Raw genomic sequence first — 17,735 nt, forward strand, 5'->3', positions numbered from 1 at the left:
GTGATACTCATTAGCTCCGTCTCGCCACCTTTTAGGGTTTATTTAACCGGGTAAAAACCGTTCTGACGATTAAATAATTAGGCTACTCCCTTTTGCTAGTAATATTATATAGCAAATAAAAGCAAAATCAATCAATGATTGGCCCTTACTTGGTATCCTTAAGATCAAATTTCTTCCTCAAAACCAACTTAGCAATTCCAAATAAAAGTAAAAAGAAAATCAAAAGGGAAATAATGATTATAATAGAAAGAATCTCCCTAGAAATCTCAAGATAAATCAAAATCGGAATAATAATCCCATAAAATAAAATCCCAAGACCAATAGCAAGACAACCCGCAAACTTATTGCCAAAAATCCAAGTCTCCTCAGAAAAACAAGCCTCCCAAACATGAAAACCAACACTCATGTCAGGGTGATTGGTGTGGAAAAATATAAAAAATATGCCTATATAAATTGAAAAAATAAGAAGCATCAAATCGCCAACAATAACAGGTCCCACTTTTTTCTCCTTGATAAATTAAATTAGGGACTAAGTCCCTAAAACTCTTTATAATAGTATACTATTATTTTGTATTTTAGATAATTTTGATTATTGAGACAATTTCTTGGTAATTTTGTAAATTAGATTTTTATTCCACTTACTATTGAATCTTCGTTCAAAGGGGAAAACCCAAGGATTTTTTCAATAGGTGAGTCTATTAATCCAGGATTAACATCTTTTTTTCGTTAATCCGAGATTAACCATATCATAAATTATTTCTCAGTCATTGACATAACTGCTTCGTTCAAAGGGGAGGCCCAAGGGACCTTCCGCAGGGTCCCTCACCCGCCTCCCCTTAAACCCCTCTCGGCTACACCCCCGAGCGGCTCCTTATGCGGAGGGCGGGTAATGAAACTTGCTTATCGCAAGCTTTTTTGTGTAGAGATAACTACCTTGTATAAGAGTTCGTATCTCCCAGAGATTTCTAATCGTCGGGTTGCTAAAAATCGCAAACTCGGCTAAAGCCTCAAACAAGCGATTTTCTTAACGCAACCCTTGATTAGAAATCTTTTTCCGATAAAAGGGAGAATTGGTCTCGAATTTCCAGAGCTACCAGGCTCGTTTGGCTTTGCCAAACATAGCTAAATGAGTATTATCATTTTTTAGATACATTTAAAATAAGTACTTGATAACTTAAGGTCGGGTACTTTTGTAAATGAAGGAGGCGTATAAAAATTTGATTGTTTGAGGCGTTAGCCGAGTTATCAAATTTTAGCCGACTGAATGTCAAAAAAGTCAGAAAATAGTTCAATACAAACAGCGGCTCCGCTATATCAACAGTTTGCCGGTAGGCAAACTCCTTATCCCACGAGAGTGGTCGCCCGGAGGGGGTAACGGAAGGGGTTTAAGGGGACCCGATGGGGGAACGTGCGAAACGTTCCCCTGGGGTCCCCTTTTTACGAAGATTCAGTTGTAAGTAGAATGACATTTTATAATAATAAATCAATATTAAAACTAAATCATAAGATAATAATCCTGGATTAATAGACCTACCTAGTAAAAAAATCCCTAGGGTTTCCCCCTTTAGACGAAGATTCAACTGTAAGTAGAATAGTTTACTAATTTATAAAATTACGAAGAGGTTATTTAAATTACGTGGATCATTTATAAGATAAATGCAATCTCGGATTGAAATAAAAGATATTTTTATTCTCGGATAAAAACCCTATGGTAATATGAATTTTATTGTAAAATTCCTGGCAAAAAGAGTATTATATTTTAAGAGAGGATTTATGAAAATTTTAATTACAAGCGATTGGTACTACCCAGTTGTTAATGGGGTGGTGCGTTCCGTTATGAATTTAATAGAATATCTAGAGGATAAGGGCCACGATGTGAGGGTTCTTACCCTTTCTAATACTACAAAGTCATACAGGGATGGCAAGGTTTATTATGTTGGATCTCTTTCTGCGGCTAAGATTTATCCACAGGCGAGGATTTCAAACCTTCTTGCAAAGAGTCATCAAAAGGAGATTAAGGCTTGGGCTCCGGATGTAATTCACTCCCAGTGCGAGTTTTCAACCTTTATGATGGCTAGAAAATTAGCGAGCGATTTAAAAATTCCACTTGTCCATACCTACCACACTGTTTATGAGGATTACACCCACTATTTTATCCCATCTAAACAAGCTGGGAAAAAGATAGTGTCTGTGGCAAGTAAGACCCTAGCTGGTTTTTGCGATAGGATGATTGTGCCTACTGCTAAGACTGAGAGGCTTTTGACCAGTTATGGAATTGACCCTAATATGCTTGATATTATCCCAACTGGAATCCACATTCCGGAAATGTCCGACAAGGCTCTTTTGAGAAAATCTTTGGGAATGGACGAGGATGAAAAAGTTTTGCTCTATTTGGGCAGGCTTGGGGCTGAGAAAAATATCCAGGAAATCATGGCCTATTACGACAGGCTAGAAGATAGAGAAATCAAGCTTTACATAGTTGGTGGCGGACCTTATCTTGATACTTTAAAGGAAGATGCCGCCGCCATTAATAAGGGAGTCATTTTTACAGGCATGGTTGAGTCAAATTCTGTAAACCGCTATTACCAGGCGGCAGATATTTTTGTCACAGCCTCCACATCAGAAACCCAGGGCCTTACCTATTATGAAGCCCTAGCCAACGGTACCATTGCCCTTTGTAGGGAGGATTCTGTACTTGATGGGGTAATAAAAAATGGTTTTAATGGCTTTAAGTATGAAAATTTTGAAGAATTTGAAAAGTTTGTAAATAGGGTATTTACAGACTCCGAATACAAAGAATTACTCGAAATAAATGCCAGAGAATATGCCAGGGAAAATTTCTCTGTGGATGGTTTTGGGTCCAAATGCCTTGACTCATATGAAAAAGCTATAAAGGAATATGACCGTGAAAGTCTTAATATATTCAAAAGACTATGAGACTGTGAAGGAATCGGGCGTGGGAAAGGCTATAGACCACCAAATCAAGGCCCTTAGGCTTGCCGGTTGTGATTTTACCCTTGATGAGAAAGACGACTTTGACCTAGTCCACATCAATACCATCCTGCCTGGGTCAGTACGCTTTGCTTCAAAGGCAAAGAAAATGGGCAAAAAAGTTATCTACCACGGGCATTCCACCATGGAAGATTTCAAAAATTCCTTCATATTTTCAAACCAAATAGCTCCTTTATTTAAAAGATGGCTAGTTTATGCCTACAAAAAAGGCGACTTGGTCCTAACGCCAACAGATTATTCGAAAAAAATCCTGGAAAAATATGGGATAAATCGTCCAATCGAAGTAGTTTCAAATGGGATTGACCTTGATTTTTGGCGAAAAAAACCAAATGATAGGGAAAATTTTTACAAAAAATACGGTCTAAATCCAGAAAAAAAGTCGATTATTTCTGTGGGCCTCCCCATAAAAAGAAAGGGAATTGACGATTTTATAAAACTTGCAAGAAAAATGGGCCAATATGAATTTGTCTGGTTTGGCAAGCTTGACAGGGCACTTGTGAGCCCTGAAATCAAAAAGGAAATGGAAAATACACCGGCAAACTTCCACACTCCAGGCTATGTAAATAGCGAAGCTATCAGAGAAGCTTATTCTGGTTCAGATTTATATGCCTTTTTGACCCACGAAGAAACCGAAGGCATAGTCCTTCTTGAGGCCCTAGCAACAAAGGCAAAGATCCTAATTCGAGATATAGAAATCTTTGAAGATGGCTTTGTCGATGGGGAAAATATCTACAAGGGCAAAGACCTTGACGATTTTGAAAGAAAAATCAAAGGGATATTGGAAGGTGATTTGCCAGACCTATCAGAAATTGCCTACAAAAAGGCTGAAGAAAAGTCGATTGAAAAAACCGGAGCTAGGCTCCTTGCGCTTTATGAAAGGACGATGAAAAGTGAGATCAGTAATTAAATTAATTGGACTTCTGACCCTCTTTATATTTCCACCCCTCTTTGTAAATTATTTTTTAATTAGTTTTGATATTTACGGCAATGCGGCCATGGCCCTTTCTCAATTTGGAGTTATAGGCATAAGTCTTGCCATAATCCTAATCTACCTTAAGGGTAAAAAGCTCTACGAAGCCAAAACCCTAATGTTAATTGACCAGGTGAAAGATATAGAAGGCCTTAAAAATTTAAGGGAAAAGAGAATTTCCTATGATTCAAAGGCCGCCATTACAAAGGCGATTTTATTAAAAGAATTTTCTGAAGAAGAGGCGGCAAAGCTTAAAAAATATACGACAAATGTTGCCGATATGGACCACTATTATTCAGGCTACATCAAAAATGCCGACCCAAGTATTCGTGAAGAATACAAGATAAGACGTGATAATTTCAACAAAAAATACAAGCACAAGAGATGGGTCTATTTGGATTTTAAGGAAAATTTAAAAATGAGCCTTAAATGGGCGGGCGGATTTTTTATCCTCCTTGGCCTTGTAGGCCTAATTCAAAAATATAATACAAACAAGGACCTCTATGTAATGCTTTATATGATTCAGATGGTTTTGGGAACAGGATTCTTGATAAATACCATAATTTGGCTATCAAGGACCCTCAGATCCTACTGGGATAGAGATTTTTTATAAGATCAGCAATGCTGGTCTTTTTCTTTACCTATATTAAATGCGAACTTCATATATTAAAAAAATTAAAATAAAAACTTAAAATATTAAATATTAACTTTACAAAAATCAAAAAACCTAGTATAATTTAGAAAAAAGGGAGGTTCTTATGATAAATAAATGTCCAAATTGTGGTGACCAAATGGTTATCACTTCATATAGATGCAATTCTTGCTACACAGAAGTACACGGAGAGTTTGAAATTGACTCATTTTCAAGATTAGATAAGGAAGATAAAGAGTTTATCGAGCTTTTCCTCCAAAAAAGAGGATCAATCAAAGATGTTGGCGAAGAAATAGGCATTTCCTACCCAACAGTTAGAAACAGGATTGATAAAATTGTAAGCAAACTTGGTGGAAAAATCGACAAAAAATCTCACAGGCTAGACATTTTAAATATGCTAGATAATGGTGAAATTACAACAGAAAAGGCCAAAGAATTACTAGAGGAGATAAACAATGACTGAAGAAAAACAATTAATCCTTAATATGCTTAAGGAAGGCAAAATCACTGTCGAAGAGGCAAGTGATCTCCTAGGAGCAATCGGGGATAAAAAATCAAGAGAAACTGACTTTGCGGGCAAGGTCACATCCGCAGTTGATAATATTTTAAAAAAGGCAACTGAGGCCATAGGTGCAATTGACCTTGACCAAGCCTTTGACATCAACAATTTTAACTTCAAAGGCGAAGTAAACACCCACAAGGATATAAGGGTGGATGATGAAATTGATGAGATAAATATTGACCTAGTAAATGGGGAAATTTACCTAGAAAAGTCCACAGATTCAGGAATTATAATTTCAGCTGATGTTTTTTCAAAAAAAGCCAACCTCGAAGACTATATCGATGTTGAAATTAGAGATGGTGTCCTAGATATTGGAGAAAATAACGACTATAAAACCCTAGGCGCAAGCGTAAAACTAAGGGTACAATTAGGCAAGGATTTCTATGAAAAATTAAATATCGACACTGTAAATGCCAGGGTAGAAATCGCAGATATCGATTTTGAAGGCTTAAACATTAACTCTGTAAATGGCAAGATAATGGTAATAAACTCTAAGTCAAAGATTGATATTGACAATGTAAATGGAAAAATTGACATCAAAAATATCGACGGTTCTTTAAGCATAGACAATGTTTCGGGTGCAATTTACCTTGCAGGCATTAAGGGAGACTTGGTAGAAGTCGACAATGTTTCTGGCAATATCAGGGTAGATGGTCTTGAAAGCGATAAAGTCATTGCTAATTCAAGGTCTGGATCAATTAGGATTTACAATATCGATCAAACAAGAGAAATGGATTTAGAAACTGTAAGCGGAATAATTGTAGTTGACACAGATGAATATGACGGCGAAATCAAGGCATTTGTGGAAAGTCCAGCTATAAATGTGACAGAAAAATACCAAAATAAAATAAAAACCGACGAAGGATACGACCTATCAACCTCAACAGATGAGGCCAAACTAACAATAAAAGCCAAAACTGGCTACGGCAAAGTATCCCTAAGATAAAATCAAAGGTGGGCAGGGTCCCATCTTTTTTTGACCTAAAAAATGTGATATAATAAAGAAAATAAGTGAAAGGAGCTTTTTATGAAAGAAGAAAACCAAAAGCAAAAATCCTTTAAAAAAAGAGTCACATTTTACATCCTACAACTAACCCTAGCTGGTCTTTTTATCTACCAATCCCTAGAAAGAAGTGTAGGAGGCCAAATAAAAAAATTCAGCCCATTATTATTTGCCATAGGAATCCTAATGCTAATAATGGACGCCACATTTTTATATATGGAATGGAAAAACCGCAAAAGAACGTCTTTATAAAAGATGTTCTTTTTTATTTTCAGAAAATAATTTTTTCACTAGGTGAGTCTATTAATCCAGGATTAAAACCTTTTTATTCGTTAATCCGAGATTAACTATATCTTATAAATAATCTAGGTCATTTACATGATCCCTCCGTTCATAGGGGGAACCCAAGGGGGCGGCAGATGCCCCCTCACCGGTTCCCCCTAAGACCCCCTTACGCTACACCCCCAACTGCTCCTTAAGCGGAGTGCGAGACTAGAAGTTTGCCTACGGCAAACCTCTTTAGTAGAGTTAATGACCTTGTATAAGATTACGTATCTTCCCAGAGATTTCTAATCGTCGGGTTGCTAAAAACTGATAACTCGGCTACGCCTCAAACAATCAGTTTTCTTAACGCAACCCTTGATTAGAAATCTTTGCTAGATAAAGGGGAGAATTAGTCTCGATGTTCCAAAATTTGCCAGGCTCGTTTGGCTTTCGCCAAACATTGCTAGATGGGTTTTTCATTCTCAAACGAAGAGGTTAAAAACCTAAGACCAAAAATTTTTGTAAATGAAGTCGGCGTATAAAAATTTGATTGTTTGAGCGTTAGCGAGTTATCAAATTTTAGCCGACTGAATGTCAAAAAAGTCAGAAAATAGTTCAAAATGAACAACGGCTCCGCTATACTAACAGTTTGCCGATAGGCAAACACAATATCCCCCGAGAGGGGTCGCCCGGAGGGTGTAACGGAAGGGGTTTAAGGGGAGCCGATGAGGGAACGTGCGAAACGTTCCCTAGGGCTCCCCTTTTTACGAAGCAGCCATGTGAATGGCTAAGAAATAATAAAAGATAAAATCATTTTTTATAAAAAATAAAATTAATTTATCATGGATAAACAAACAAAAAATGATATATTAATGAGTAAGAGTACAAGAGAAGAATTCTTTTGCAACACAAGGGAGTCTTAGGGGGGTGCCCCCTAATTGGAAAAGTTTTATGGGATTTTTTTTATTTTTTACAATTGAGCTATTGCTTTTTCTTTGCTTTAGCCTTATAGATTTTAAAACTTCATATCAAAAAAACCTGGCGGCTTTTTCTATGTTTTTCTTGATGTTTATCTTTGCGGCAATGAGAGGGTCGGGGGATGCGGATTATTACAACTATTTGTGGTTTGCTAAGGACATAGGGACAGACTTTTCTAAGGTGATGAATTTTTCCTATCCGGTTGAGCTTTCCTTTAGGTTTGCTTCTTACCTTATAAACCTCATGGGCCTTTCCCGCCAATGGGTGATTGTCCTTATGAATTTCCTCTCAATTGGGCCGGTCACCTATGTGACTATAAAAAAATCGGTCCATCCATTTTTGTCTGCCCTAATATTTTTGCCAATATTTTTGCAATTTGACATGCAAACTTCAAGGACGGCCACAGCAATCGGTTTGGGTCTTTTATCCATATATCTTGCGAGCGAAAAAAAGAGATTAAAAAGCTTTTTGGTCCTAATCTTAGCCATCAGCTTTCACAAGTCGGCCGTAGTTTTGATTCCATTTTTGATCTACTTAGAAATTGACTTTTCAAACTTTATGAAATGCGCAGTTGTTTTTGTAAGTTTAATTGTGTCGGTTTTTTCTAAAGTGGTTTTTGCCATAGGTGCCAGTATTTTTTCGAAAATCGGCCTAGGAAGGCTTGCCCAAAAGATTGTATCCTACACCTTTGAGGGGAAATTTGCCTACGGGATGAAACTTTTTGACCCGAGGATAATATTTTTCCTTCTATTATTTATTGTTTCTATTATGTATTTGGATAAGAAAACTTTTGAGGGTGACAGGATGGACAAAGCGGTGGTCAAAGGCATGGTTTTTGGCCTTTGTGTTATGCTTGTTTTTAGGTCATCTACAGCCATTGCCTTTAGGTTTTCGTCCTATTTTGCAATTTTGGAGATGTTTTACCTGCCAATGATGGTTAAAAAACTAAAATACCAAGATAGCCTGGCGGCCTTTTTGCTAATCTTATCCATAGTGGTCTTTATCCTGCCTTATGCGATTTACATTAGCGTGGACGCCCCAGCCTATGATTTTTTCTTTACAAATCCAATGGCCATCGAGTCATTAAATTAAAAAGGAGTTTTTATGAGAAAAGTTACAACTTACCAATTAATCGACGGGATTAAGAGAAATCTTGCCCTTCTTATAGTCCCTGCAATCCTTCTTTTTGGCCTGGTTTTTGGCCTTGGAATGAAAAAAGTGGGCGGGACCTACCAAGCTTCAGCCGTTTTAATTGCTACTGCTGATGAAGGCGAGGAAATTTCTTACAATAAATTGATCCTAAACGAAAAACTTGCCAACATTTATTCGGAAATTATAAAGTCGCCAGACCTTTACAAAAAGGTTGAAAATGACCTAAAAAAAGGCGGTTCAAGCCTTTCCTATAAGGAAATCATGGACCATTCTGACTTTGAAGTAAATCCTCAAGCTGGCCTTATTAACCTAACTTACAATGATTCCAATAAGGATAGGGCGGCTGATGCCCTTAAATCAACCTGCGAAAACTTTAGGCTTATGGCCAAAGACTACATGAATGCGGATAATTTAGCCTATTTGCATGAGGTTTTGGTGGACAAGGCTCCAAAGAAAAAGCTAATCATCTTTTCTGTGGCGGCAGGAATAGCAGGGGCAATTTTAGGCCTTGCAATGGTTATTATTAAGACCCTACTTTCTGATTCTATAGCAGATGAGGACGATTTGAGAGACCTCGATTATGACGTGCTTGGGTCTAGAGATGAGCTTTCAAAAGTGAAGGCAAAAATTGACCACAGGCTTCAAAATGGAGTTCTTGGCATCACAAGCCTTGGAAAAACTGACTCCTACGACTTTGCCAAAGCCTTGGCAGAAAGCCTAGCTCCAGCCAATGGTGTTTTGTTTATAGATAGCAAAAATAAGGCTGACCTTGAAGGCAAATACCTAAGCGAAGTGGGTTCATTTAAGGTTTTAAGAAAAGGCGCCATTGACTATTTGGCCCTACCAGAAAAAGCTTCTGATAAAATCATCGACACAAACGAGTTTTTTGCAGAAATTGCCAACAGGGAAAATGCTTATAATTATATCATAATCGACCAAAAATCCCTAAAAACAGCCGACCCTTACTTAGGAGCAAGACTTTGTGATATGGAAATAATTCTAGTAGACTCAAAGAGTAAAAAAGCTGCCCTAGATAAGGCCATATCAGACCTCAGGGAACTTGGAATAGATTATTGTGGGGTGGTTTACCATAAATAAGTTTATAGTTTTTTGCCTATTAATAATCCTCGCTGGATGTGGCAAGGAAGAAAAATACACCAAACAAGACATAGAAACCAGGCCTGGGACTGGGATGAAGCTTAAAGATGAAATTGGCATCGGGCTTTCCTACAAAGTCATAAAAGATGCCAAAATCTACACCAATCCCGACGAAAAAACCGCCTTCGACAGCTTGGAAAAAGGCTCGGTAGTAGTAGGAAGCCAGGAAGAAGAAAATGGCTTTGTCTACGTGACTTATCAGGGCCAGAGCTTTTACATTAGAGTTGATTGTTTAGAAGGAATATAGGAAGCACCTAGGATATAAGGTGCTTTTGTTCTAATATTTATAAATCTTATATATACTGATTCGCAAAAATTACAAGTCTTATTATGAGAAAATTCCTGGCAAGAAACTTAGCATAGGAGGGAGGAAATATGAGTAGAAAAGATTTAATAGGAAAAGCTATAAAGCCAATCATTGCCATGACTACGGCAATAGTATTAGTATTAAGCGTTTTTATGCTTAGGGCTTTTGCTGTGGAAGCTAAGACGGAAGTACCGGGACGCATTTACAACTTTGGCAAGGACAGCAATTATGAATTTTCTAAGACCAAAGATTTTAGGGAGACTGACAAGACTAACTCATATGGAATTTTTTTAATCGGCGGAGAAGTGAATGATTTTACTACAAAAGACGGAATACCTGCCTACCAAGTTAATGATGGTGATTTGAAGTTATTTTATAGCTATGGGGATAAAACCCTAAATGCTGATGAAGATTCTTGGCATATTATTGAAGATAAGAGCAAAAAAATTGACGACCTTAAGCTAGATGAAAAAATTCTTAAGGGTGCCATAATACTTCAAAGTTCAAAAGATAGGAAGAACTGGGTAGATGTGGTAAGTATGACCGATGCTTTTAACAAGACCCCTATCAGGACTAAGCCCATCTATGAGAGTAAAGATGTAGAGTTAATCAATGGTTGTTATTACAGGTTGATTGTAGCCTATGAAATGCGTATCAAAACTGAAGATAGGAAGATTCTATTTATTAATAGGGACAAGTATGATTATAAAAAGTGTGCCGAAGTTTATGAATTTTATGCTTATACTGACAGCGCCAGTGCAAATACAGGAGGATCTCAAGAAACCTATAAGCTTGGTTCTAAAATCCGAGTAGCTGACTTTGACACATATTCTGGGGAAAAAACTATTTCCAAGTCAGACCCTCATTATGGTTGGGATTTAGGTTCTTTCTTTGTGAATGGCTATACCGATAAAGTTAAAAATCCTGACGGGAATATGGTTTTTTTGAAAAATCTAGGTGATAAGGTCACTCTTTGGTTTCATTTGAATCAAGATATCAATAAGTTAAATGGAAATGATAAACTTTCTATTACTGCGGATAGAGAGGGAAGTGACCAATATTTTGAAACTCCTATCATGGATTTTGGACGTGGAACACTGATTATCCGACATACAGATTACAAAAATGAAAAGTCAGAACCAACTATTTACACAAACTACCTAGAATCCAACACTTCTCTTGGCGCGGATACTAAGGTGAGTTTTTTTGAAGAAGGCGACTATGAAGTGGCGCTTGACTATGAGATTACCGATGATCAGTTGATTGATAAGATTAGTCACTATAGGATTTTCTTTAGGTTTTCTATAAGAAATGGAAACTGTATGGTATATCCTTTTGATCTTGCGACTGGAAGCGAGCTTACTAATACTTCCATGACTGAAAATGGCTTTTATCTGGATTTGGCTAAGTCACGTTATCTTAAAGTTAATCTTAAAAGAGAGACCCTAGCTGAAGGGGCTGATGGTCTTGTGGAAGATACACGTTTTAACGGTCCGGCAAGAGACGGTGCTAAATACACTGACGAGGGGATTTACACTATTACAGTCAACAATGAATACACTGGCCAGTCTACGATAAAGAAGCTTTATGTGGGAAATAATAATGTGATGAAAGCCCACATGACAACAGGCCTTGGCATTTCTGAAATCAATAAACTTGTAGGAGAGGGAGCTGAAATTTCTGATGATGGGACTATTCAACTGGCAAATGTGGAACAAATTGTATCGGAAACTGAGGAGACAAAACAAACTGGGACTGAAGTTGAAAATTATGATGAAAAAGCAAAAGAAGGCGATGAAGAAGGGAAAAGAGCCTTATCAAGTCCTGTACTTATAGGTCTTGGCCTTTGTATTATTATCCTAATTTCGGTTTTTGCATTTAAAAAAAGAAGACCTCTTGATAAGAAAGACGGTAAAGGAGATAAAGAATGAAAAAAATAATTCCCCTTATCCTTGCTATCTCAATGGTTCTTACAGGGTGCGTAAAGCCAAAAATAGAAAATCTACCAATAAAACCTAGTGAAAACCAAATATGTGATAAAAGCTCTAAGCCAGTAGTATTGAAGGAAAACAAGCCTAAATATAAATCCTTAAGCGATAAGGGACTCTTAGTTGACGTTGAAGACCTTGTTTATAAGGAAACTATAGATGCCATTAATAGCGAAGATTATGTCGTAGAAAATGTTAGTGCCGTCTATATTTCTAAAGAATACCTAGAAGAAGTCGCCTTTAATTCTAAGTCAAATGTCTATTTTGGATATAGTCTAGCTGAATTAGATGAAGTATTTGGGGGAGATTCCTACATCTTTACCTTGGGAGATGACGGAAAGACTAAGGTTCAAAAACTCCAAGCCATTGATGATGATAAAACTCAAGAAATGATCAGAAATGTTGCCATAGGTACAGGGGTCATCCTTGTATGTGTGACAGTTTCTGCTGTTTCAGCTGGGCCGGCATCAGCTGTAAGTGCAATCTTTGCTGCATCGGCCAAATCTGCTCAAACATTTGCCGCATCTTCTGCTGCCTTTGGAGGAATATCAGCAGGCCTTGTAAGGGGAATTGAAACTGGGGATTTTGGAGAAAGTATGGAAGCCGCAGCCTTAGGCGCAAGTGAGGGTTTCAAATGGGGAGCTATTACAGGAGCTGTGACAGGTGGCTTTAAGGAAGCTATAAGGCCTATGTCAGAAATCAATAGTAATTTAAAGACGTGTGAAGTTGCACGTATTCAGATAGAATCCAAGTGGCCGATGGATGTTATCTCAGAATTTAACAGCTTCAAAGAGTATAAGCATTATAAAAAAGCAAACTTAGTACCTCTCAAAATAAATGGCAGAATCGCCCTTGTTCAAAAGTTTGATCTTAATTATAAAAGCTACTTGCCCGATGGGTCTGAAGTTACTAACCTAATCCGCATGAAAAAGGGCTATGCACCTATCGAACCGTCAACGGGAAAGGCCTATGAGCTCCACCATATTGGTCAAAAATCCGATGGGACCCTAGCAGTCCTTACAAATGCCCAACACCACGGAAATAATGCTATTTTACACACATCTAACAATGCATCTGAAATTGACAGACTTGCCTTTAATAAAGTCAGAAAAGAGTTTTGGCAAAATTTAGCTAGGCAAATATTGGAAAATGGAGGCCTATAAGCATGAATGATATTATTGAAATTTTAAAAGATGCCCCAGACTTTATAGGTGGGACTGGTAGGACTGATGTAGAAATAGAAAGGGCTGAAAAAAAGCTTGGTATTAACTTTGCATCTGATTACAAAACCTATCTTAAAGAGATTGGGCTTGCTTGTTTTGATGGCCATGAATTAACAGGGATTTGTGAAGAGCCGCGCCTAGATGTTGTTTGTGTGACAAAAGACCAACGGGAAAATAATCCTGAAGCCCCAAATTGTTATGTAATTGAAGAAGCCAATATTGATGGAATAGTGATTTGGCAAGATTTTTCAGGAAATATATATATGACAGTTGAAAATTCAAGACCAAAGCTTATAGCAGATTCTTTAGCAGCTTATATTCAAAAATATAGTTAAAATATTTACAACTAAGAATTCAAAAAAGATAAATTTTCCAAAAACAAAAAGCCCGCTAGGGGCTTTTTTGCTTTGTTATTCTTCTGGGTCTAGGGGTTCTTTTAGATCTTCGTTTTTGAAGAAGTCTGTCCCGTCTGGGGCGTTATCTTGGTTGGTGGCAAAGATTGATGTGTAGTCTTTGCCTTCGATTGTGTATGTGACTTCTATCCTTAAATATTCTATAAAGAATTTTTCATATTGGACTCCGTATCTTTTTGTGGCGTAAGAGTAGGTTTTGTCTCCTTCGTCGGTTAGCTCGCCTTCGATATAGCGTTTTTTTGTGGGGTCTCTATAGTCGCTGGCGTGGGCGGTGATTTTTATATGGGCGTCGTCAGGTTCAATCTTTTTCCCGTCTTTATAGAAAGTTAGGTAAATCTTATTATCTTCTAGAAGGTGTATACAAGGGACGTCGCCTTCTACCCTGCCGTCTACGTCGTCGTTTATATTTTCGATTTTTGCCTGGTCAAATGTGTCAAATTCCTCCCTGGTGTAGGTCCTTATGATTGGATTCCTATCGTCGTCTGAGATTTGAACTTCGATTTTGACTCCATCAACCTCTTGATTTCTCAAAAATTCTGGTGTTGGCAAGAATGCAAATCTAATAAAGACAAAGAAGGCAATCACAAAGAAAACTAGGCCTATTACTAATTTTTTAAACATGAACTCCTCCTTATTCTACTGAGATTTTCTCCTTGTGGAAATAACTTGTTAATGCGAAATATGCTAGGGCAAAGATTGCCAAAATTAGAACGATAATCGCAAAAGATGACCAGTTTAAATCAAGCATATTTATACTAAATGTGGCTGCGCTAGTTGAATATTCTTTAAATTTGATTAAGCTTGTGTTTCCAAGCCCACTAATCATTTTCACATATACATATCCTTGGAATAAAATCAATGCTACGAAAAGGATTAACTTAGCTGACCTACCCATTTTGTTAAAGGGTCTTGATGCTCCAAGTGTATTTGCTGCCATAATTATTAGGGCGAAAATTGCATAAAACAAAGCCATAATAATTATATATTTTACCAAGCTGATAAAAATATCTAAGTTAATACTTTGACCTATATCCTTAAGTATATCTAATGGATTTAGTCCACCATCGCTAGTTAAGCCTATAAGCAAAAAGTTAAAGAAGCTGAAAACTCCTATTACAAGTCCCATTATTAGGTGGTTTATAAGTCTAGCCCCTGTTATCTCCCTTGCAGTGAATGGTAGGGTTGTGTAAAAGGCTGCTTTTTTGCCGTAAAACCTATTGTTGTCACTATCATTAAGGCTGGCTAGGGAAATGAGTGGGGCAAAGGTCATAACTGATCCGCTTATGACAATTATAAGGGATATTGGGCGGAAATTCGTTAACTCATAGACAAAGACCCCTAGGATTGCTATTAGAAGGGGCGATAGCATCCAGGCTATGACTTTCTTTATATCTTCTTTAAAAATTTGTCTAAATAATTTTCCCATTAGAGGACCTCCCTAAAATATTCTTCAAGGCTTAGGCCTTGTTCTGCTCTTATCTCATCAACTGCCTTGTGGGCAAGGACTTTGCCGTCTGAAATTATGATTACTTCGTCAAGGATTTTTTCAATCTCAGATATAAGGTGGGTTGAAATGATAAGAGTTGATTCTAGATTAAAATTTTCTATGATTGTGTTTAGCATCTCAAACCTTGCCTTTGGGTCAATGCCTGTCATTGGCTCATCTAGGAGGTAAAGTTCGGTTTTTCTAGCAAGAGTGGCTGCGATTTGGACCTTATCTTTCATTCCCTTAGAGCATTCCTTGATTTTAAGATTTCTTGCTATAGAAAAGGAATCGATCATCTTGTAATAACTTTCTGAGTCAAAGTCGTCATAAAACCTTTCGTAGATATTGCCTATGTCGATTACTGTCATGAAATCATCAAAGGGAAGGTGGTCCGGTTGGTAGGAAATTAGGGCATTTGTCTCTCTACCTGGTTTGTTGCCGTCTATTGTGACCTCTCCGATGTAATTTTTCTCAAGGCCAGCGATGACTCTCATTAGAGTAGATTTTCCTGTTCCATTTTCACCTACAAGACCGATTATCTTGCCTTTTTCTAAGTTTAAATTAAAGTCACTTAGGACTTTTTTACCTCCGTATTTGAGGCTAAGATTTTTTATCTCTATCATAATTCCTCCCAATAATCTTCTAAATCACTTAGGGCCTGGTCTTTTTTTATGTTTAAAGATTCCATCCCACTTATAAAATCATCTGCAAAGCTTGTAAAGGCCCTGTTTGAAAGTGATTTTATTTTCTTTGTGTCTTCTGTTACAAACCTGCCGATTGTCCTTTGGCTCTCGCAAAGACCTTCTCTTTCGAGTTCTGCCAGGGCTCTTTGGATGGTGTTTGGGTTTACCTTGTAGGCTGTGGCAAGGTTTCTTACCGAGTCGATTTTACTGCCAGCCTCCCATTCGCCTGTGGAAATTTTAATCTTAAAATCTTCCAAAAGCTGGATATAGATAGGTCGGTTGTTATCAAAATCCATACAAACCTTCTTTCTTTGTATCACTGTACTATTATCTTAATACAAGCGTACTACTATATTAATACAATGTCAAATTTATTTTGAAATAATTTTCTACCGCCTGCGCTGTGGAGTTTACATTGATTGTAGTGGAGATGAACGAAGTGATGAATCTCACGACTAAGAGAACTTTTAATTCTTGAGGTCCATCGTCAAATCCTCTCTCGCTACGCTGCGAGGTGGTCTGCCGCTCTCGGCCGCTTGGGCAATTTTGCCTTCCACGAGCCGGGCAGGCTTGCCTTCTCTGTCGGGACGGCGCCTTGGTGTTTTGCGAAGTTGCCAATCGCTGAGCCGTTTCGACAGAGCCTCTGAAAGAGCGATAAGAAATCTTATGAAGACGAGATTAATATATACGAAGAGATTTAATATGAACTTAAATATTTATTTTATGAGGAACGTAATCTTTTTCAACAAACGCTCCTATTCGTCGCGTTCTGTCCTCCACGAGCCGGACGGGCTGGCTCAAAATTACATAAGGTTTTTCATCAATTTTCCTACGGACTTTGTCCTTGTAAAATTGTGAAAACCAAAAAAATTTGTTTTACCAAATTTTTTTTACCATTATATGGTAAAATATAAATAATTACTTATAAAATAAAACAAAATTGAGGAAGAATATGAAATTAGTTATAAAAAATTTATCCAAGTCCTTTGACGACAAGGAAGTGATTAAGGAAGCTTCGTATGACTTTGACAAAGGCACTGTTTATGCCCTTTTGGGCCGTAACGGGGCCGGTAAAACCACACTTTTTAGGCTTATTACTGAGGCTATCAAGAAAGATGACGGTGAGATTTACATAGAAGATAATGGGGCAAAGACTCCAGTTTCTTTTGATGATGTCTTTATGATGGTGGCAGAGCCAGATTTGCCAAAATTTCTAACTGGATATGAGTTTATCAGATTTTTTATAGATGCCAATAGGGAAAATATCAAGGATTTGAAGGATATCGACTACTACCTAGACTTGGTTGATTTTGACGAGGAAGACAGCCACAGGCTTATCCAGTCCTATTCGACAGGTATGAAAAACAAAATCCAAATGATCATGTTTTTGATTTTAAAACCAAGGATAATCCTTATGGATGAGCCACTTACAAGCCTTGACGTGGTTGTTTCCCTCCAGATGAAAAAAATTATAAGGGAAATTCACAAGGACCATATCATGATTTTCTCAACCCATATTCTCCAGCTTGCCAAGGATATTTGCGATAAGATTGTCCTTTTATCAGAGAAAAAACTTTCTGGCCTTGATGATTCTTACCTTGCTGACCCTGATTTTGAAGACAAGTTAATATCAATCCTTGCAGGCAACAAAGAAAACTTGGGAGAAGTCCATGAATAGAGATCTTAGGACCTATATCCTGGCCGAAAAAATCGCCCTTACCGAAAGCTTTAATATGATGGTTTACGGTATAAGAAAGCTACCTTTAATTGGAAAAAAACTAGGCGATAATGACCTGAACCCGTAAACACGGAATAATTTAATAATATTTTAAGCGGAATGTAATCTGTACATGACAGGGGACATTCCGTTTAATTTTGTTTTAA

Annotated in this window: 19 protein-coding genes; 14 read left to right on the top strand and 5 right to left on the bottom strand. The window is 37.4% G+C overall.

Features of this window, described 5'->3' with window-relative positions:
• Positions 1–145: 145 nt before the first annotated feature.
• Complete coding sequence (locus J2Z38_RS07765) at positions 146–499, bottom strand: hypothetical protein (protein ID WP_209774523.1); 354 nt, start codon at positions 497–499, stop codon at positions 146–148.
• A 1,274-nt stretch (positions 500–1,773) separates the two neighbouring features.
• Between J2Z38_RS07765 and J2Z38_RS07770 the strand changes: the two genes are divergently transcribed.
• The 12 genes from J2Z38_RS07770 (at position 1,774) to J2Z38_RS07825 (ending at position 13,604) form a co-directional block, all read left to right on the top strand.
• A complete protein-coding gene (locus tag J2Z38_RS07770; protein ID WP_209774525.1) occupies positions 1,774–2,937 on the top strand; it encodes a glycosyltransferase in 1,164 nt (387 codons plus the stop codon).
• Positions 2,906–3,919 (top strand): glycosyltransferase, encoded by a 1,014-nt coding sequence (locus J2Z38_RS07775; RefSeq protein ID WP_209774527.1) that lies wholly within the window; start codon positions 2,906–2,908, stop codon positions 3,917–3,919. Before J2Z38_RS07770 ends, J2Z38_RS07775 begins: the two co-directional genes overlap by 32 nt.
• The gene (locus tag J2Z38_RS07780) at positions 3,903–4,595 is read left to right on the top strand and encodes a hypothetical protein (protein ID WP_209774528.1); all 693 of its coding nucleotides are present in this window, start codon (positions 3,903–3,905) and stop codon (positions 4,593–4,595) included. The genes J2Z38_RS07775 and J2Z38_RS07780 overlap by 17 nt, the downstream gene beginning before the upstream one ends.
• Positions 4,596–4,740: 145 nt before the next feature.
• On the top strand, positions 4,741–5,097 hold the full coding sequence (locus tag J2Z38_RS07785) for a DUF2089 domain-containing protein (protein WP_209774530.1): 357 nt from the start codon (positions 4,741–4,743) through the stop codon (positions 5,095–5,097).
• On the top strand, positions 5,090–6,142 hold the full coding sequence (locus tag J2Z38_RS07790) for an SHOCT-like domain-containing protein (RefSeq protein WP_209774531.1): 1,053 nt from the start codon (positions 5,090–5,092) through the stop codon (positions 6,140–6,142). The genes J2Z38_RS07785 and J2Z38_RS07790 overlap by 8 nt, the downstream gene beginning before the upstream one ends.
• An 81-nt stretch (positions 6,143–6,223) precedes the next feature.
• Positions 6,224–6,451, top strand: a complete 228-nt coding sequence (locus tag J2Z38_RS07795; protein ID WP_209774533.1) for a hypothetical protein — start codon at positions 6,224–6,226, stop codon at positions 6,449–6,451.
• Between the two features lie 963 nt (positions 6,452–7,414).
• Positions 7,415–8,533 (top strand): EpsG family protein, encoded by a 1,119-nt coding sequence (locus J2Z38_RS07800; RefSeq protein ID WP_209774535.1) that lies wholly within the window; start codon positions 7,415–7,417, stop codon positions 8,531–8,533.
• A 12-nt stretch (positions 8,534–8,545) separates the two neighbouring features.
• A complete protein-coding gene (locus J2Z38_RS07805; protein ID WP_209774536.1) occupies positions 8,546–9,691 on the top strand; it encodes a YveK family protein in 1,146 nt (381 codons plus the stop codon).
• A complete protein-coding gene (locus J2Z38_RS07810) occupies positions 9,669–9,998 on the top strand; it encodes a hypothetical protein (protein WP_209774538.1) in 330 nt (109 codons plus the stop codon). The genes J2Z38_RS07805 and J2Z38_RS07810 overlap by 23 nt, the downstream gene beginning before the upstream one ends.
• A gap of 128 nt (positions 9,999–10,126) precedes the next feature.
• Positions 10,127–11,989, top strand: a complete 1,863-nt coding sequence (locus J2Z38_RS07815) for a hypothetical protein (protein WP_209774539.1) — start codon at positions 10,127–10,129, stop codon at positions 11,987–11,989.
• The gene (locus tag J2Z38_RS07820; protein WP_209774541.1) at positions 11,986–13,209 is read left to right on the top strand and encodes an HNH/ENDO VII family nuclease; all 1,224 of its coding nucleotides are present in this window, start codon (positions 11,986–11,988) and stop codon (positions 13,207–13,209) included. The genes J2Z38_RS07815 and J2Z38_RS07820 overlap by 4 nt, the downstream gene beginning before the upstream one ends.
• A gap of 2 nt (positions 13,210–13,211) precedes the next feature.
• Entirely contained in the window at positions 13,212–13,604 is a 393-nt protein-coding gene (locus J2Z38_RS07825; protein WP_209774543.1) for an SMI1/KNR4 family protein, read from the top strand.
• Positions 13,605–13,679: 75 nt separating this feature from the next.
• On the opposite strand, the gene J2Z38_RS07830 is transcribed toward J2Z38_RS07825, so the two are convergent.
• Genes J2Z38_RS07830 through J2Z38_RS07845 form a run of 4 tightly spaced genes read right to left on the bottom strand, consistent with a single transcriptional unit; the run spans position 13,680 to position 16,147 of the window.
• A complete protein-coding gene (locus J2Z38_RS07830) occupies positions 13,680–14,303 on the bottom strand; it encodes a hypothetical protein (protein ID WP_209774545.1) in 624 nt (207 codons plus the stop codon).
• Positions 14,304–14,313: 10 nt separating this feature from the next.
• Entirely contained in the window at positions 14,314–15,108 is a 795-nt protein-coding gene (locus tag J2Z38_RS07835) for a hypothetical protein (RefSeq protein WP_209774546.1), read from the bottom strand.
• A complete protein-coding gene (locus J2Z38_RS07840) occupies positions 15,108–15,791 on the bottom strand; it encodes an ABC transporter ATP-binding protein (protein WP_209774548.1) in 684 nt (227 codons plus the stop codon). Before J2Z38_RS07840 ends, J2Z38_RS07835 begins: the two co-directional genes overlap by 1 nt.
• Entirely contained in the window at positions 15,788–16,147 is a 360-nt protein-coding gene (locus J2Z38_RS07845; RefSeq protein ID WP_209774549.1) for a GntR family transcriptional regulator, read from the bottom strand. The genes J2Z38_RS07840 and J2Z38_RS07845 overlap by 4 nt, the downstream gene beginning before the upstream one ends.
• A gap of 656 nt (positions 16,148–16,803) precedes the next feature.
• On the opposite strand from J2Z38_RS07845, the gene J2Z38_RS07850 reads away from it, so the two are divergent.
• Both J2Z38_RS07850 and J2Z38_RS10665 read left to right on the top strand, forming a co-directional pair.
• Positions 16,804–17,529 carry an ABC transporter ATP-binding protein gene (locus J2Z38_RS07850; protein ID WP_209774551.1) on the top strand — a complete coding sequence of 242 codons (726 nt, stop codon included), beginning with the start codon at positions 16,804–16,806 and terminating at the stop codon, positions 17,527–17,529.
• On the top strand, positions 17,522–17,656 hold the full coding sequence (locus J2Z38_RS10665) for a hypothetical protein (RefSeq protein ID WP_263641975.1): 135 nt from the start codon (positions 17,522–17,524) through the stop codon (positions 17,654–17,656). Before J2Z38_RS07850 ends, J2Z38_RS10665 begins: the two co-directional genes overlap by 8 nt.
• Positions 17,657–17,735 lie beyond the last annotated feature (79 nt).

This window comes from Anaerococcus degeneri (assembly GCF_017874475.1).
In the GTDB taxonomy this organism is placed as follows: Bacteria; Bacillota; Clostridia; order Tissierellales; family Peptoniphilaceae; genus Anaerococcus; species Anaerococcus degeneri.

Excerpts from the sequence above, each read along its gene's own strand:
- J2Z38_RS07820 (WP_209774541.1), top strand. The coding sequence starts at position 11,986 with ATGAAAAAAATAATTCCCCTTATCCTTGCTATCTCAATGGTTCTTACA.
- J2Z38_RS07845 (WP_209774549.1), bottom strand. The coding sequence starts at position 16,147 with ATGGATTTTGATAACAACCGACCTATCTATATCCAGCTTTTGGAAGAT.
- J2Z38_RS07825 (WP_209774543.1), top strand. The coding sequence starts at position 13,212 with ATGAATGATATTATTGAAATTTTAAAAGATGCCCCAGACTTTATAGGT.
- J2Z38_RS10665 (WP_263641975.1), top strand. The coding sequence starts at position 17,522 with ATGAATAGAGATCTTAGGACCTATATCCTGGCCGAAAAAATCGCCCTT.
- J2Z38_RS07800 (WP_209774535.1), top strand. The coding sequence starts at position 7,415 with ATGGGATTTTTTTTATTTTTTACAATTGAGCTATTGCTTTTTCTTTGC.
- J2Z38_RS07785 (WP_209774530.1), top strand. The coding sequence starts at position 4,741 with ATGATAAATAAATGTCCAAATTGTGGTGACCAAATGGTTATCACTTCA.
- J2Z38_RS07815 (WP_209774539.1), top strand. The coding sequence starts at position 10,127 with ATGAGTAGAAAAGATTTAATAGGAAAAGCTATAAAGCCAATCATTGCC.
- J2Z38_RS07840 (WP_209774548.1), bottom strand. The coding sequence starts at position 15,791 with ATGATAGAGATAAAAAATCTTAGCCTCAAATACGGAGGTAAAAAAGTC.
- J2Z38_RS07830 (WP_209774545.1), bottom strand. The coding sequence starts at position 14,303 with ATGTTTAAAAAATTAGTAATAGGCCTAGTTTTCTTTGTGATTGCCTTC.
- J2Z38_RS07770 (WP_209774525.1), top strand. The coding sequence starts at position 1,774 with ATGAAAATTTTAATTACAAGCGATTGGTACTACCCAGTTGTTAATGGG.
- J2Z38_RS07850 (WP_209774551.1), top strand. The coding sequence starts at position 16,804 with ATGAAATTAGTTATAAAAAATTTATCCAAGTCCTTTGACGACAAGGAA.
- J2Z38_RS07790 (WP_209774531.1), top strand. The coding sequence starts at position 5,090 with ATGACTGAAGAAAAACAATTAATCCTTAATATGCTTAAGGAAGGCAAA.
- J2Z38_RS07795 (WP_209774533.1), top strand. The coding sequence starts at position 6,224 with ATGAAAGAAGAAAACCAAAAGCAAAAATCCTTTAAAAAAAGAGTCACA.
- J2Z38_RS07835 (WP_209774546.1), bottom strand. The coding sequence starts at position 15,108 with ATGGGAAAATTATTTAGACAAATTTTTAAAGAAGATATAAAGAAAGTC.
- J2Z38_RS07805 (WP_209774536.1), top strand. The coding sequence starts at position 8,546 with ATGAGAAAAGTTACAACTTACCAATTAATCGACGGGATTAAGAGAAAT.